At 61.2% G+C, this 14,056-nt stretch carries 11 protein-coding genes; 5 read left to right on the top strand and 6 right to left on the bottom strand.

The features are described from left to right. Positions 1–64 precede the first annotated feature (64 nt). Complete coding sequence (gene mnmH, locus IMCC21224_RS15960) at positions 65–1,123, top strand: tRNA 2-selenouridine(34) synthase MnmH (RefSeq protein WP_047996181.1); 1,059 nt, start codon at positions 65–67, stop codon at positions 1,121–1,123. Here mnmH and selD read toward each other — a convergent pair. From selD to urtA, 6 genes are all read right to left on the bottom strand, one after another. Continuing rightward, positions 1,105–3,264, bottom strand: a complete 2,160-nt coding sequence (gene selD, locus IMCC21224_RS15955; RefSeq protein WP_047996180.1) for a selenide, water dikinase SelD — start codon at positions 3,262–3,264, stop codon at positions 1,105–1,107. The genes mnmH and selD overlap by 19 nt on opposite strands. A 95-nt stretch (positions 3,265–3,359) precedes the next feature. Beyond that, positions 3,360–4,055, bottom strand: coding sequence for an urea ABC transporter ATP-binding subunit UrtE (gene urtE, locus IMCC21224_RS15950; protein ID WP_047996179.1), 696 nt, complete (start codon positions 4,053–4,055; stop codon positions 3,360–3,362). A 60-nt stretch (positions 4,056–4,115) separates the two neighbouring features. After that, positions 4,116–4,856, bottom strand: a complete 741-nt coding sequence (gene urtD / locus IMCC21224_RS15945) for an urea ABC transporter ATP-binding protein UrtD (protein WP_047996178.1) — start codon at positions 4,854–4,856, stop codon at positions 4,116–4,118. Continuing rightward, the gene (urtC, locus tag IMCC21224_RS15940; RefSeq protein ID WP_047996177.1) at positions 4,853–6,025 is read right to left on the bottom strand and encodes an urea ABC transporter permease subunit UrtC; all 1,173 of its coding nucleotides are present in this window, start codon (positions 6,023–6,025) and stop codon (positions 4,853–4,855) included. The genes urtD and urtC overlap by 4 nt, the downstream gene beginning before the upstream one ends. A gap of 137 nt (positions 6,026–6,162) precedes the next feature. Then, positions 6,163–8,118: an urea ABC transporter permease subunit UrtB gene (gene urtB / locus IMCC21224_RS15935; protein ID WP_047996176.1), complete on the bottom strand. Its 1,956-nt coding sequence runs from the start codon at positions 8,116–8,118 to the stop codon at positions 6,163–6,165. An 81-nt stretch (positions 8,119–8,199) separates the two neighbouring features. Continuing rightward, positions 8,200–9,486, bottom strand: a complete 1,287-nt coding sequence (gene urtA, locus IMCC21224_RS15930; protein WP_047997197.1) for an urea ABC transporter substrate-binding protein — start codon at positions 9,484–9,486, stop codon at positions 8,200–8,202. 526 nt (positions 9,487–10,012) lie between these two features. Between urtA and IMCC21224_RS15925 the strand changes: the two genes are divergently transcribed. The 4 genes from IMCC21224_RS15925 to IMCC21224_RS15910 all read left to right on the top strand — a co-directional run bounded on the left by IMCC21224_RS15925 (position 10,013) and on the right by IMCC21224_RS15910 (position 14,055). After that, positions 10,013–11,437: a circularly permuted type 2 ATP-grasp protein gene (locus IMCC21224_RS15925; RefSeq protein ID WP_047996175.1), complete on the top strand. Its 1,425-nt coding sequence runs from the start codon at positions 10,013–10,015 to the stop codon at positions 11,435–11,437. Positions 11,438–11,441: 4 nt separating this feature from the next. Continuing rightward, complete coding sequence (locus tag IMCC21224_RS15920; RefSeq protein ID WP_047996174.1) at positions 11,442–12,395, top strand: alpha-E domain-containing protein; 954 nt, start codon at positions 11,442–11,444, stop codon at positions 12,393–12,395. Then, a complete protein-coding gene (locus IMCC21224_RS15915; protein WP_047996173.1) occupies positions 12,392–13,216 on the top strand; it encodes a transglutaminase family protein in 825 nt (274 codons plus the stop codon). Before IMCC21224_RS15920 ends, IMCC21224_RS15915 begins: the two co-directional genes overlap by 4 nt. 110 nt (positions 13,217–13,326) lie before the next feature. Beyond that, positions 13,327–14,055 (top strand): peptidase, encoded by a 729-nt coding sequence (locus tag IMCC21224_RS15910; protein WP_047996172.1) that lies wholly within the window; start codon positions 13,327–13,329, stop codon positions 14,053–14,055. Position 14,056 lies beyond the last annotated feature (1 nt).

The following is a 14,056-nucleotide window of genomic DNA, read 5'->3' as shown; positions in this document are numbered from 1 at the left end:
ATGCCAGTCCAAGCGCCCGCGTCTTGCCGCTTTCGCTAACGGGCGCGGTGCGGTAGAGGCTGGCATGGCTGTTGACGCAACACATCTTTCTGAGCTGCTGGCGCATGGTTTTGATACCGTAATCGACGTGCGCAGCCCCGCTGAGTTCGCCGAGGATCACGTGCCTGGCGCGATCAACCTTCCCGTGCTTGATAACGCCGAGCGTGCGCGCGTCGGTACGATCTATAAGCAGGAAAGCCCGTTTCTGGCGCGCAAACTGGGCGCTGCGCTGGTGTTCCGCAATGCTGCTGCGCATATCGAGGGGCCTCTGGCGCATCACGAAGGCGGCTGGCGACCGCTGGTCTATTGCTGGCGCGGCGGTCAGCGATCCGGCGCATTTACGTGGATGCTGGGGCAGATTGGCTGGCGTGCCGATGTTTTGCGCGGCGGTTACAAGACCTATCGGCGGTTGGTGACGCAGGCGCTGTATGACGCGCCAATCCCGCATCGGGTGGTTCAGCTTGGCGGTTATACCGGCACCGCAAAGACGGATCTGTTGCAACATCTTGACCGGCGCGGCGTGCAGGTTCTGGATCTTGAAGGGCTGGCGCATCATCGCGGTTCGTTGCTGGGTGGGATGCCGGGGGGCCAGCCCAGCCAAAAGGCGTTTGAATCGGCGCTGGCGCAGGCTTTGCATCGGCTCGATCCCGCGCGGCCCGTGGTGGTCGAGGCGGAATCGAGCAAAATCGGCGCGCTGCTGCTGCCGCCCAGCCTGTGGGCCGCGATGAAAGCCGCCCCTTGGATCGAAGTTTCTGCGCCGGTGCCGGAACGGGCGCGCTATCTGGCTGAGGCCTATGCCGACGTTCTGGCCAACGGAGAGAGGTTGCGGCAGATTTTGCAACATCTGGTGGCGTTTCGTGGCCGGCCCGTGGTGGATCATTGGTCAGATCTGATCACGCAGGGCGACATGACGGCCCTGACTGCCGCGCTTGTGACCCAGCATTACGATCCCGCCTATGACAAGTCGATGCGCGCCGTGGCCCCCAGTGTGGCGGTTCGGATTGCGACCGAACGGCTCGATCCCGCCTCGCTCGACGTGGTGGCGGGCCGGATCGAGGGTGCGCTTCAGACGATGGTGATCTGACCGGCTGCGGCCGTCACATGGCCGATAATCGCAGCGGGGTCGCCGACCGCTTGCAACTGTCGGATCAGATCCGGGGCCTTGTCCGCAGCAACGGCGGCAAGCAATCCGCCAGCGGTCTGCGGATCAAACAGCAGGTCGCGGCGCGGATCGCTGGGAAAATCCGCCAGAACCGCACGGTTCTGCGCAAAGATGGTCGAACGTATTCCGGCATCGGACAGCTCAAACGCGCCTGGCATCAACGGCACGTCGTGCAGCACAATCTCAGCACCGACGCCCGAGGCATCGCAGATCCCGCGCAGATGCCCGGCCAGTCCAAAACCGGTGACATCAGTCATCGCATGGGCGCCGCGCATCAGTTTTGATGCGCTACCCTGACCGCGCTGCATCAGATCCAGCGCTGCAATCACCCAATCGCCCCGGGCCTCGCGTGTCATTTCGGCGGCAAGGATGACACCGCTGCCCAGCGGTTTGGTCAGGATCAACGCGTCGCCGGGTTGTGCGCCGCGCAGGGTGATCGGCGCGTCGTCGCACAGCCCGGTGATGCTGAACCCGATGGTCATCTCATCCCCGACCGAGCTGTGGCCGCCGACGATTTCGGCACCGGCGTCGCGCAGGACTGTTTGCGCGGTCTGCATGATTTCCTCGATGGTGCGTCTGGTCAGACTGTCCGACAGTCGTGGCAGGATCAGGCTGACCAGCGCGGCCTGTGGCCTGGCCCCCATGGCCCAGATATCCCCAAGCGCATGGACGGCGGCAATACGGGTCATCACGACGGGATCATTGGTAAAGCTGCGCAGATGATCGGTGCTGATCACTTGTTGCGCGCCGCTGGTCAGCAACAGCGCTGCGTCGTCGCCGGGCAGTGCGCGGATGTCAGAGCGCCGGGGCGGGTCAAGCCGAGCCAACGCATCAGTCAGCGCACCGCGCCCCACCTTTGCGCCGCAACCACCGCACATGGGGCGCGGGCCTACCGCGACATCCACGTCCAGCGCGCGCGGAGACGGCAGGCGCGGCGTTGGCATCCGGGGTAGATCGCTGAACTTGTGCATGAATTTCTGGTCGATATGGTTTTTCCATTGCCACATAATTGACCCGGAGAGGGGCAGGCCGAACCGTTCGGCCAACGCTGACTTGCCACCCATCGAGATCAGCTTGAGATAGTCGCGCTGGGGCCGATAGGCCCGCATTGCGCCGCCGCTTAGCGCCGCACGCAGGTTGTGAAACAGCACCGGTGCCTCGCGGACAGCAAACACGCCCGCCTTGGGGCGTGGGGATGCCGTTAAATGGGCGCAATCGCCGACCGCAAAGATGTGTGCGTCGCTGGATTGCAATTGGGCGTTCACTGCGATGAATCCTTGGTGCAGGTTCACGCCAGTCTGCGCAATCCAGTCATAGGGCTGCGCGCCCGCTGCCCCGGTGACAAAGCCCGCGTCGATCCTGCGGCCATCGCGCAACAGAACGCCGTTGGCATCAATTTGGCCGACAACAGCCTGTTCAATAACCTTAACCCCAAGGTCCGCCAGCGCTGTGCGCAGACTTAGCGCTGTTCGCGGTTTGACGGCTGACAGGATGTGGTCCTGTTCGATCAGGGTCACGCCGACGGTGCGGTTGGCCTGCCGCAGCGCATGGGCCATGGCCATGGCGATTTCTGCTCCCGCGACGCCGCCGCCGATCACCGCGACCGAGGCCGGGCCAGCCCCGGGCAGATATTCGGCCCAGCGGCTGGCCAGCGGACCAAGCGGTTTGGCCGGGACAGCGTGTTCGGCAAAACCGGGCAGGGTTGGCATCGCGCTGGTGACCCCCACATCCACCGAGCAGATGTCATAGCTGATGGTGGGGCGACCCGCGACTTGCACTGTCCGTTCAACCGGATCCAACGCATGGGCAGCCCCCACGATGATCCGCGCCCCGGCAAAGCGGGCCAATTGCACCAGATCAATGTCGAGCGCGCTGCGGCTGTAATGCCCCGCGAGATGGCCGGGCAGCATCCCGGAATAGGGCGCTGTCGGCGCGGGATTGATCAGCGTGACCCGCACGCCGGGCAGCGGGTTCATCCCCCAGCTGCGCAAGACCAAGGCATGGGTGTGTCCGCCGCCAATCAGGACCAGATCACGCGTGAGGGGCAGGGGGGGCTGATGCATCGGGGCGCTCCTTTGCCCCGCCTTTAGCACGCAGGTCCAGAGCCGCCCAGAGGGCCGGGCGCTGCGATCTCTCCATTGTGGCAGCGCTGTAGATGTCAGATTGAGACGCGCGACAGCAGCGTTTCGCGGTCGATCTGGTCGCGCGGACCCTCAAGCACAACAGCCCCCCGGTTGACGGCAAAGAAGCTGTCCGCCAGCCCATAGGTAAAGTCGAAATACTGCTCGACCAAAATGATCGCCATGTCGCCCTGATCGCGAAGCTGCGCGATGACGCGACCAATCTGCTGGATGATGTTGGGCTGAATGCCTTCTGTCGGTTCGTCCAGCAACAACACGCGGGGTTTGCTGATCAGCGCGCGGGCAATGGCAAGTTGCTGTTGCTGACCACCCGATAGGTCGCCGCCGCGCCGATGGATGAATTCCTTGAGGATCGGGAACAGATCCCAGATGTGGTCCGGGACCTTGTGTTCCGATTTGGGCAGGCAGGCAAAACCGGACTCGAGGTTTTCCATCACGGTCATCAGCGGAAACACCTCGCGCCCCTGTGGCACATAGGCAATTCCGGCCCGTGCCGCCTGAAACGCGGTCAGATGATCCAGCGGTGCACCGTCCAGCGTGATTGTCCCGCCGGAATAGGGATGCCGCCCGGCGATAGCCTTGAGCAGGCTGGTCTTGCCCACGCCGTTGGTGCCCATCACCGCCGTCACCTTGCCCGGTTCAGCCGTCAGAGAAATGCCATGAAGGATCTGGCTCTGGCCATAGTGCAGCGTCAGGTTGTCCACTTTCAGCATTGCTCATTCCCCTTGGTCACACAGTTGGTCCGAAAGCCGGTTCGCACTTTGTCGACTGCGCTAACGCCCCAGATAGACATCAATCACGTCCTTGTTCGCGGTCACGTGATCCAGCGACCCCTCGGCCAGAACCGACCCTTCGTGCAGGACCGTAACCTTGCAATTCAGCCGCCGCACAAACTCCATGTCATGTTCTACGACCACAACCGCGCGGGTTTTGGCGGCACGCTTCAGCAGGTCGGTGGTGTGCTCGCGCTCTGCAGGGGTCATGCCTGCCGCCGGTTCGTCCACGAGCAGCAAACGCGGATCCTGTGCCAGCAGCATCCCGATCTCCAGCCATTGTTTTTGCCCATGGCTCAATTCGCCCGAAGGCCGGGTCAAACTGTCGGTCAGGCCGATCTCGTCAGCGATTTCTTCGATCCTGTCGGCGCCGCGCGTGGTCTTGGTGTAGAGCAGAACATCGAATGGGCCGCGCGGATTGCTCAGCGCCATGGCGAGGTTGGCGCGTACGCTCTGCGCCTCGAATACGGTGGGTTTCTGGAACTTGCGCCCGATGCCGGATCGGGCGATCTGGCTTTCCGACATCTTCAACAGCGACACGGATTTTTCGCCAAAGATCACGCGGCCCTCGTCTGGACGGGTCTTGCCTGTGATGATGTCCATGAACGTGGTTTTGCCCGCGCCGTTGGGGCCGATGATGGCGCGCAGCTCTGGCTCTCCGATCTGGAAAGACAGATTGTTGATTGCGCGGAACCCGTCAAACGAGACCGAAACACCAGAGAGTTCAAGCAAGGTGCTCATTTGTCGCCCCCCTTGCGGACCAGCAGATCAAACGCGCCACCGATCCCTTTTGGAAAGAACAGTGTTATGGCGACAAAGCTGAGGCCCAGCAGCACCAGCCACCAGTCGGTCCAGTTGATGGTGTAGAACCCCAGCGGGATGTTGGGCGCGCCACCGCCAGTGAACCACGACGACACCAGCGAAACAAAGGCCGCGCCGATGACCGCGCCGTAGAGCCTGCCGCGTCCGCCAATGGCGACCCAGACAGCAAGGTAGATCGAGGCGATCGGCGCAATTTCGGCCGGGTTGATGATGCCCGCCTGTGGGTAATAGAGCGCGCCTGCGATGCCGGAAATAATGGCAGTGAGGGTAAAGACGAACAGCTTGTACGTCTCGACATGGTAGCCAAGGAACCGCACGCGGGATTCGTTGTCACGGATGCCGCGGATCACGCTGCCCATCTTGCCTGACACCACCCAGGCGAACAGCACGTATCCCAGCGCCAGAGCCAGTGCCGAGGCCCAGAAGAACGCGATTGAGATGACAGCCTGAGATTCGCCGCCATAGCCGGGAATATTTTGCAGGCCCGACATGCCGTTGTTGCCGCGCAGACCTGAATCGTTCTGGAAAAGATACAGTGATAGCGCCAGCGTCATGGCTTGGGTCAGGATCGACAGGTAAACGCCGGTGACGCGGGACCGGAAGGCAAGCCAGCCAAAGACCAGCGCCAGCAGGCCGGGCACCAGAATCACCATCAGCACCTGCAGGATAAAACTGTCCGCAAAGGCCCAGAGGGCGGGGAATTCGGACGATCCGACAACGCCAAAGATCTGTGTGCCGATGGCGTCATGGATCTCTTGCGGGGTGGCGGGGATCGCGGCGGCGGCCAGCGATTCCGTCACGATGATTTCGGTGCGCGCATACATCAGCCACATGCCGATGGCGTAGCCGCCGATGCCGAAAAAGGCGAAGTGACCGAGCGACAGAATCCCGCAGTAGCCCCAGACCACATCCATGGCGATGGCGATCAGGCAAAGGCACAGCGTCTTGCCCAACGTTTTGACAAAGCTGGTGGACAGCGCACCGGTGCCGGTTGCCTCGGCCAGCACGGTGACGCCAAGGGTAAATAGTGCCAGCGCCAGCAGGAACCACAGGACCGACGGGTTTTGCGACAGGAAGGATCGTCTCATGCAGGGTCCTCGGGTGCGGGGCGCAGTGCGCGATTTTGGGCGCCGGAGTGAGGGGCCAGCCCCTCACACTCCCCGGCGTATTTGGGAAGAGAAGAAGCATGGGGGGGTGTCAGGCCGGAGGTGATGGGCACCATGGATCAATCCCCCGCTGCGCGGCCTTTGAGGGCGACAATGCCCTTGGGCCGGAACTGGATGAAGAGAATGATGAAGAGGATCATGTAAGTCTGTGCCGCCAGCGTGTTTGAGGGGTTGAAGAACTCGATTCCCTTTTGCAGGCCGCCAATCAGGGAGGCGCCCGCCAGCGTACCCCAAACGTTGCCGACGCCACCGACGACCACTGTCATAAAGCTTTGGACGATGTAGTCAGCGCCCATTTCCGAGGTCACCTTGGCATAAAGCCCGATGGCGACACCGGCGATCCCGGCGATGCCAGACCCCAGACCAAAGGTCAGCATGTTGATCCGGTCGGGGTTGATCCCCATCGACGCGGCCATGCCGGGGTTCTGGGTCACGGCGCGGACCTCAAGGCCAAGCCGGGTGCGTTTCAGCACAAACAGGATCAGCGCCAGGAACAGCAGCGCCAGAAAGAAGATCGCGATGCGGATGTTGGCGATTTGCACGACGTCATTGATCACCCATGCCCCATCCAGCCAGCCGGGTGAGGTCAGGGGGCGCGCCTGCGTGCCAAACACATTCTTGGCCAGCTGTTGCAGCGCGATCGAGATGCCGAAGGTGGCCAGCAGGGTTTCAAGCGGGCGGTGGTAGAGGTGGCGGATTATAAGTCGCTCCATCGCGACGCCTGCGGCGAAGGTGACCGCAAAGGCCAGCGGCAGCGCGACCACCAGCGACAGCGTATAGTCGGGGATGAACAGCTGCACCACATAGCCGGTATAGGCGCCCATCATGATGAATTCGCCATGCGCCATGTTGATCACCCCCATCACCCCAAAGGTGATGGCAAGGCCGATGGCGGCAAGAAAGTAGATCGAGGCCAGAGACAGCGCGTCAAGCCCGAGGTCAAGCACCTGATAGCGTGACACGCGGCCCTCGATTTCGGTCAGGGCGGTGCGGGCGGCGTCGGTGATGGCTGGATCGGGTTCGGCATATTGTTCAAAGAACACATGCTGCGCGATGGCGGCGGCGCGGCTTTCGTCCGTGACCAGCGGTGGCACGGTGCCGGCGGCAGTCAGGGCGGCATAGGCAGTGGCACGCGCCTGCGTTGTGTTCAACTGACCCACGGGCACACCGCCGACGCGGCCGTCGATGATGTTGTCGGTCAGCACCGCCTTGATCGCATCATTCGACGCGGCCTCGGGGGCGAGGTTGGCGACGACAAGGCGGGCATAGGCCTCGGCCTCGGAAATATCGTCACCGGGGGTCAGGGTCCGGGCGATGTTGGCACCTTCTGGCAGGGTGGGCGCGACGTCGGCGGATGAGGTCAGGATCAGGTTCATCACCGCGCGCACATCCACATCCAGCGCGCCGGACAGATTCTCAATGGCAGCGATTCTTTCTGCGGGGGTATCGGCAAAGCTGGCGGCGAGCATACCGGCCAGACGTTCCTTGCGCTGCTTCAATGCCGGGTCCGGCTCGTTCGCGATGGACAAGCGCAGGGGTTCGACCTGATCTGCGGCAGGACTGCGCGAAATCGCGTCAAGCGCGGCAATGCGGCGCGCTATATCCGGATCCGAGAGTTGGAACTGTACCAGCGCGGTGGCCAGCACGCGGCGCACGCCGCCGTTGGGGCGAATCTCGGTCATCTCGGCAGCGGGGGCGGAACCCGCCGGCTCGCCGGTCGAAATGTCTGTTATCGTAAATTCGTCGCCGGAGCGGGTAGCGTAGTAGAATAGGCCATCGGTCGAACGTTGATAAACACCCTTGTCGGCCCAGCGTTCAAGGAAGGTGGCGGTGTCGGGCAGGCCTGCGGCCACAAGATCGGTTATGACCACATCGACGCTGCGTCGGCCCGGGTTTACCACCTCGTCGGCATGGCGTTGCAGCACTGTCTGCAGGTCGGTCGATGTTTGTGCGCGTAGCTGTGCCGCGGGCAGGCATAGGCATAGCGCAAGGGCGAGTGTGAGCGCACGAAGCATGGGCAGACCTGTCCGGGATTTGAATTTCGTTCAAGTCGGCAGGCGCGGAAAGGAGGAGCCGCGCCTGCCGGAATTCGCGTATCAGTAGTTCGAGGTCAACTGAACGCAGGTCTTGTTTTCGGTGTTGTACATGCCGCAGCCAAGTTCTTTCCAGTCAGAGGTCAGAACCGCCGATTCCGGCAGGAAGTCGGTCCAGGCATCGCCCTCGACCGGCTCGGTCTGCGAGATGATGTCGAACTGGCCGTCGGCGCGGATTTCACCGATCAGCACCGGCTTGGACAGGTGATGGTTGGTGCCCATCACGGCGGTTCCGCCGGTCAGGTTCGGGAACTCAAGTCCCCACATGTTTTCGCGTACGGCGTCGACATCGGTGGTTCCGGCGGCTTCGACCGCTTTGACCCACATGTTGAAGCCTATGTAATGCGCTTCCATCGGGTCATTGGTCACGCGGCTGTCGTCACCGATGAACGCATGCCATTCCTTGATGAATTCAGCGTTTGCGGGCGTTTCCGCGGTCATGAAATAGTTCCACGCGGCGAGGTGACCCACGAGGTTCGAGGTGTCGAGACCCGACAATTCCTCTTCGCCCACCGAAAAGGCCACAACCGGAATATCGTCAGCCGAGACGTTTGCGGCGGCGAGTTCCTTGTAAAAGCCAATGTTGGCGTCGCCGTTGATCGTCGAGATCACACCGACTTGCTTACCATCGGCGCCAAGAGCGACGACGTCGGCCACGATGGTTGACCAGTCGGACTGACCAAAGGGCGTGTAGTTCACAAAGATGTCTTCTTCGGCGATCCCTTTGCTCTTGAGGTAGGAATCAAGGATGTTGTTGGTGGTGCGCGGGTAGACGTAGTCGGTGCCGAGCAGCGCGAATTTCTCCACGCCCAGCTCTTCGAGGAAGTAATCCACCGCCGGGATCGCCTGCTGGTTCGGTGCGGCGCCGGTGTAGAACACGTTCTTGGAGCTTTCTTCGCCTTCGTACTGTACCGGGTAGAAGTACAATGCGTTCAGTTCTTCGAGCACCGGCAGCACCGCCTTGCGGGATGACGATGTCCAGCTGCCAAAGGTCACGTCGACCCCGTCGTTGGAAATCAGTTCACGGGCCTTTTCGGCAAACAGCGGCCAGTCAGACGCCGGATCCTTTACGACAGCCTCAAGCTGACATCCCAGCAGGCCGCCTGCGGCGTTCTGCTTTTCGATCAGCATCAGCATGGTGTCTTTCAGGGTCGTTTCCGAAATCGCCATCGTACCTGACAGTGAATGCAGCACACCGACCTTGATCGGGCAGTCCTGCGCCAGGACGGCTGTGCCAGAGGCCAGTAGCGAGGCTGTGGCGAGGCCCGTCAGTGAAATCCTTGAAGTCATCTTATCCATCCCATGGTGGCGCGGCGGGCCCGGTTGGCGCCGGGGCGAACGCCCTGGTGCCGATTCCTCCTGGGTCACGCCGCAACGTTATTGTTTCGCTGGTCAGCCACTGGCACGTCCAGTTGCGGATGCTGTCCGGCTATCGTGTTTGTCCGTTTGGACAGGCACAACGAGTAGGCAAGCGTCGGAGGGAGGCCACAGTTGCATGACGATTTGAGGTGCTTATCGTCGGAGTGTGCGTAATTTGTGTGCGACTTACCCAGGGTCCGCTATATTGTTGTGCGATATTTAGCTTTCGCATTCAGAATCGCCCCCAGATAAGGCAGGATTGGATGGACATGGCTGCTTTCCGCCGGAAAAACCGTTTGGCAGTAAGGCGTTGTCCGCAGATATTCGTGCTGTGCTTGCGCGACGCAAGGGCGTTGCTGAAATTCTGTGCGTCGACGCTTTGCTCTGTTAGCATTCACTGCAATACGGTTTTACAACCCAGCGCAGGAATGGTCTGTTCGCCTTGGAAGGATCGCCCATGACAACACCAGACCCCAAGACATTCAACGAAATGCTCGATGGTTCACAGGTGCGCAGCGCCTACCAGAGCCTTGAGCGTTGGCACAAATCCATGCCTCAGGATCTGCGCAGCCTCAAGCAAAGCGAAGCGGAAAACCTGTTCCGCCGCGTCGGCATCACCTTTGCCGTTTACGGAGAAGGCGGCGATCCCGAACGGCTGATCCCGTTCGATATGTTCCCGCGTGTGTTCACCGATACTGAATGGCGCAAATTGGAACGCGGCATCCGTCAGCGGGCGGCGGCACTGAACGCCTTTCTCGCCGATGTTTATGATCGAGGAGAAATCATTCGCGCGGGCCGTATTCCTGAACGTCTGGTGACCCGCAACGAAGCCTTTGAAAAGGCGGTTGTCGGGTTCCGTCCGCCGCGCAATGTCTACAGTCATATCGTGGGAATCGATCTGGTGCGCACCGGGCGCGACCAGTTCTATGTGCTCGAGGACAACTGCCGCACGCCGTCTGGCGTCAGCTATATGCTGCAGAATCGCGAGATCATGATGCGGATGTTCCCGCAGCTCTTTGTGGAAAACCGCATCGCGCCGGTGGATGGCTATGCGCGCCTACTGAAAAAGACGCTGGCGTCGGTTGCCCCGGCGAAATGCGAGGGCGAGCCGCGCGTTGTGATCCTGACGCCAGGTCAGTTCAACAGTGCCTATTACGAACATTCCTTTCTGGCCGACCTGATGGGGGTCGAACTGGTCGAGGGGAAGGATTTGTACGTCGAAGGTGACTATGTCTGGATGAAGACCACCGAAGGGCCGCAGCGGGTGGATGTGATTTATCGCCGACTCGACGATGCCTTTATCGACCCGCTGTGTTTCCGGCCTGACAGTATGCTGGGTGTGCCGGGCCTGATGTCGGTCTATCGCTCGGGCGGGGTGAATATCTGTTCGTGCCCCGGTGCTGGTGTCGCGGACGACAAGGCGATCTATACCTATGTCCCCGAGATGATCCGGTTCTATCTGGGTGAGGCACCGATCTTGGAAAACGTGCCGACCTGGCAATGTGGCAAGACCGATGACTGCAAATACGTGCTCGAACATCTGGACGAACTGGTGGTCAAAGAGGTGCATGGATCCGGTGGCTACGGCATGCTGGTCGGCCCCAAGGCCGACAAGACCACGATCGAGATTTTCCGCCAGAAAATCACCGAGGACCCTGACAACTACATCGCGCAGCCCACGCTGGCTTTGTCTACAACGCCCACATTTGTGGAAGAGGGGATTGCGCCTCGCCACGTCGATCTGCGACCCTATTGTCTGGTGGGCGAAACCATCGAACTGGTGCCCGGTGGTCTGACACGGGTCGCGCTGACCGAAGGGTCGCTGGTGGTGAACTCAAGCCAGGGCGGCGGTGTCAAAGATACATGGGTATTGGCGGAGTGATGACATGCTGAGCCGGACCGCAAGCCACCTGTACTGGATGGCGCGCTATATTGAGCGCGCTGAAACCACTTCGCGCCTGCTCGAAGTCGGGGCGCGCAACGCGCTGCTGCCCGATATCGGCGGTGGATTCCGCAATGACTGGGAGGCGATTCTGCAATCGAACGGATCGCTGCCCGCGTTCAAGGAAAAATACGGCGACCCGGTGCAGCGCAACATCGAGACGTTTTTGTTCTTTGACTCGGACAATCCGTCATCGGTGTTGTCCTGCCTGAGTGCGGCGCGCGAGAATGCCCGCGTGGTGCGTACCGCACTGACTTCGGCCTCGTGGGACGCGATCAACGGTGCGTATCAGGAACTCAAGCAGTTCCAGCGTACCGAACGCAGTAAACTGATGCTGACGGATCTGACCGAATGGACATTGCGGGCCACATCGCTGATCCGCGGGTCGCTGGATGCAACCCAGCTGCGCAACGATGGGCACCACTTTATGGGGGTCGGTTTCGGGATCGAACGCGGCGACAACACCGCGCGGCTGTTGGATGTGAAATATTACGTGCTGCTGCCGAATGTCACCTATGTCGGCTCGGGTCTGGATCAGTCGCAATGGGTGACGCTGCTGCGGTCTATGTCGGCGCACCGGTCGTTCAACTGGATCTATCCGGGCGAACTGACTGCGGCCAAGATCGCCGATTTCCTGATCATCAACCGGCAGTTTTCACGGTCGCTGCTATCGTCGGTGCAACAGGTCAGCGACAGTCTCGATAAACTGACAGACTGTTATGGGCGCGCCACACCCGCGCAAGGCAAGACGCGCGAGTTCCTGTTTGAACTGGCGGAAACCTCGGTCGAAAAGATCTTTGACGAGGGGTTGCATGAATTTCTGACCCGCTTTCTGCTCCGCAACGGGGATATCGCGGCTGCGGTGCAGGAAAGCTATCTGGAGGGGATGCCACTATGAGGCTGATCGTCAACCATGTGACGCGCTACACCTACGATTCGCCGGTGCGGTCACTGGTGCAAGCGCATCGGCTGACCCCGTCGCAAAGCGCCAGCCAGCAAATCATGTTCTGGGAGGTCGAAACCGAAGGCGCCATTGTCGGTGCGGTGTTTCGGGATGGTGGCGGCGACCTGACGCAGACCGTTTCGGTGCGCGGCCCGGTGTCTGAACTGACCGTGACGGTCAAGGGAGAGGTCGAAACAACCGATCAGTTCGGAGTGTTGCGGGATCACCGTGAAACCGTGCGGCCAAGTTCGTATTTGCGCCCGACGCGCATGGTGCGGGCCGATGCGGCGTTGCAGGCGCTGTCTGCCGCCGCGCTTGACGGTATGGAGGATGAAACCGCTCTGGCCCGGGCACATGCGCTGTCGCGCGCGGTGAGCAAAGCCATCGCCTATGTCCCCGGAGAGACCGAGCCCGCCACCACTGCGGCCGAGGCGCTGGCGGGCGGTAAAGGGGTCTGTCAGGATCATACCCATGCGCTGATCGCCGTAGCCCATTCGGCTGATTTCCCGGCGCGCTATGTCACTGGCTACCTGCATTCCGGTTCCGATGGATCGGCGCATGAGGCCAGCCATGCCTGGGCTGAACTGCATGTGTCGGGGCTGGGTTGGGTTGGATTCGACGCGGCGAACGAATGCTGCCCGGACGAACGCTATATCCGGGTTGGGTCCGGGTTTGACGCGCTCGACGCCGCACCGATCCGGGGCGTTCTTGAGGGCGGAGTCGAAGAACATATGGATGTAACTGTGGCTGTGATGTCGCAAACGCAGCAACAGTGAGGTTTTGACGCTGCGGCGGGTGGGTCTGACGCACGGGGTGGATTGCAGCGTCTGCAAGTTGGCCCTAGCTAAGGATCTTTGGCGCATCGCGTCGCAGAGGAACTTGGGCCATGACCTATTGTGTCGGACTGTTGCTGGATGAGGGCATCGTGATGCTGTCGGACACGCGGACAAACGCGGGTTTGGACAACATTTCTGTGTACCGCAAAATGTTCACATTCGAATCGCCCGGTGATCGGGTGATTGCGATCATGACTGCGGGCAGCCTGTCGGTGACACAGACCACGCTGGCGCGGCTGTCTGACGCCATCGAGGATGAGGATTCGGACGACCAAACGTCGATCTTTAAGGCGGCGACCATGCTCAAGGTGGCGCAGGTGGTGGGCAATACGCTGGCGACCGTGACGGTCGAGGTCGCGAACAAGCTGAACGGCATGAATCAGGGCGCATCGGCGTCGATGATTGTCGCAGGCCAGCGCAAGGGTGGCCCGATGCGAATGTTCCTTGTCTATCCCGAGGGCAATTTCATCGAAGCAACCACCGATACGCCATACCTTCAGATTGGTGAGCACAAGTACGGCAAGCCGATTCTGGATCGAGTGATTACGGTCAAAACCACGCTTGCCGAGGCGCAGAAGGCGGTTCTGTTGTCGATGGATTCGACGCTGCGGTCGAATCTGAGTGTCGGGATGCCGCTGGACATGGTGATTATTAAGAAAGACGCGCTTGAAATCTCAGAGACGCGGCGGATCGAAGCAACGGACGAAGCCTTTGCCAAGATGAGCAGCGCCTGGTCCGAGGCGCTGCGCGATGGGTTCCAGCGGATCGACCGGGTCTGAC

Origin of the sequence: Puniceibacterium sp. IMCC21224, from assembly GCF_001038505.1 — a bacterium.
GTDB lineage: Bacteria > Pseudomonadota > Alphaproteobacteria > Rhodobacterales > Rhodobacteraceae > Puniceibacterium.
Note: the sequence above shows the minus strand (reverse complement) of the source record. Positions and strands in the feature narration are given on the sequence as shown.

What these genes read in the sequence shown, in the direction of transcription:
- mnmH (WP_047996181.1), top strand. Translation starts at nt 65, where the DNA reads ATGGCTGTTGACGCAACACATCTTTCTGAGCTGCTGGCGCATGGTTTT.
- selD (WP_047996180.1), bottom strand. Translation starts at nt 3,264, where the DNA reads ATGCATCAGCCCCCCCTGCCCCTCACGCGTGATCTGGTCCTGATTGGC.
- urtE (WP_047996179.1), bottom strand. Translation starts at nt 4,055, where the DNA reads ATGCTGAAAGTGGACAACCTGACGCTGCACTATGGCCAGAGCCAGATC.
- urtD (WP_047996178.1), bottom strand. Translation starts at nt 4,856, where the DNA reads ATGAGCACCTTGCTTGAACTCTCTGGTGTTTCGGTCTCGTTTGACGGG.
- urtC (WP_047996177.1), bottom strand. Translation starts at nt 6,025, where the DNA reads ATGAGACGATCCTTCCTGTCGCAAAACCCGTCGGTCCTGTGGTTCCTG.
- urtB (WP_047996176.1), bottom strand. Translation starts at nt 8,118, where the DNA reads ATGCTTCGTGCGCTCACACTCGCCCTTGCGCTATGCCTATGCCTGCCC.
- urtA (WP_047997197.1), bottom strand. Translation starts at nt 9,486, where the DNA reads ATGACTTCAAGGATTTCACTGACGGGCCTCGCCACAGCCTCGCTACTG.
- IMCC21224_RS15925 (WP_047996175.1), top strand. Translation starts at nt 10,013, where the DNA reads ATGACAACACCAGACCCCAAGACATTCAACGAAATGCTCGATGGTTCA.
- IMCC21224_RS15920 (WP_047996174.1), top strand. Translation starts at nt 11,442, where the DNA reads ATGCTGAGCCGGACCGCAAGCCACCTGTACTGGATGGCGCGCTATATT.
- IMCC21224_RS15915 (WP_047996173.1), top strand. Translation starts at nt 12,392, where the DNA reads ATGAGGCTGATCGTCAACCATGTGACGCGCTACACCTACGATTCGCCG.
- IMCC21224_RS15910 (WP_047996172.1), top strand. Translation starts at nt 13,327, where the DNA reads ATGACCTATTGTGTCGGACTGTTGCTGGATGAGGGCATCGTGATGCTG.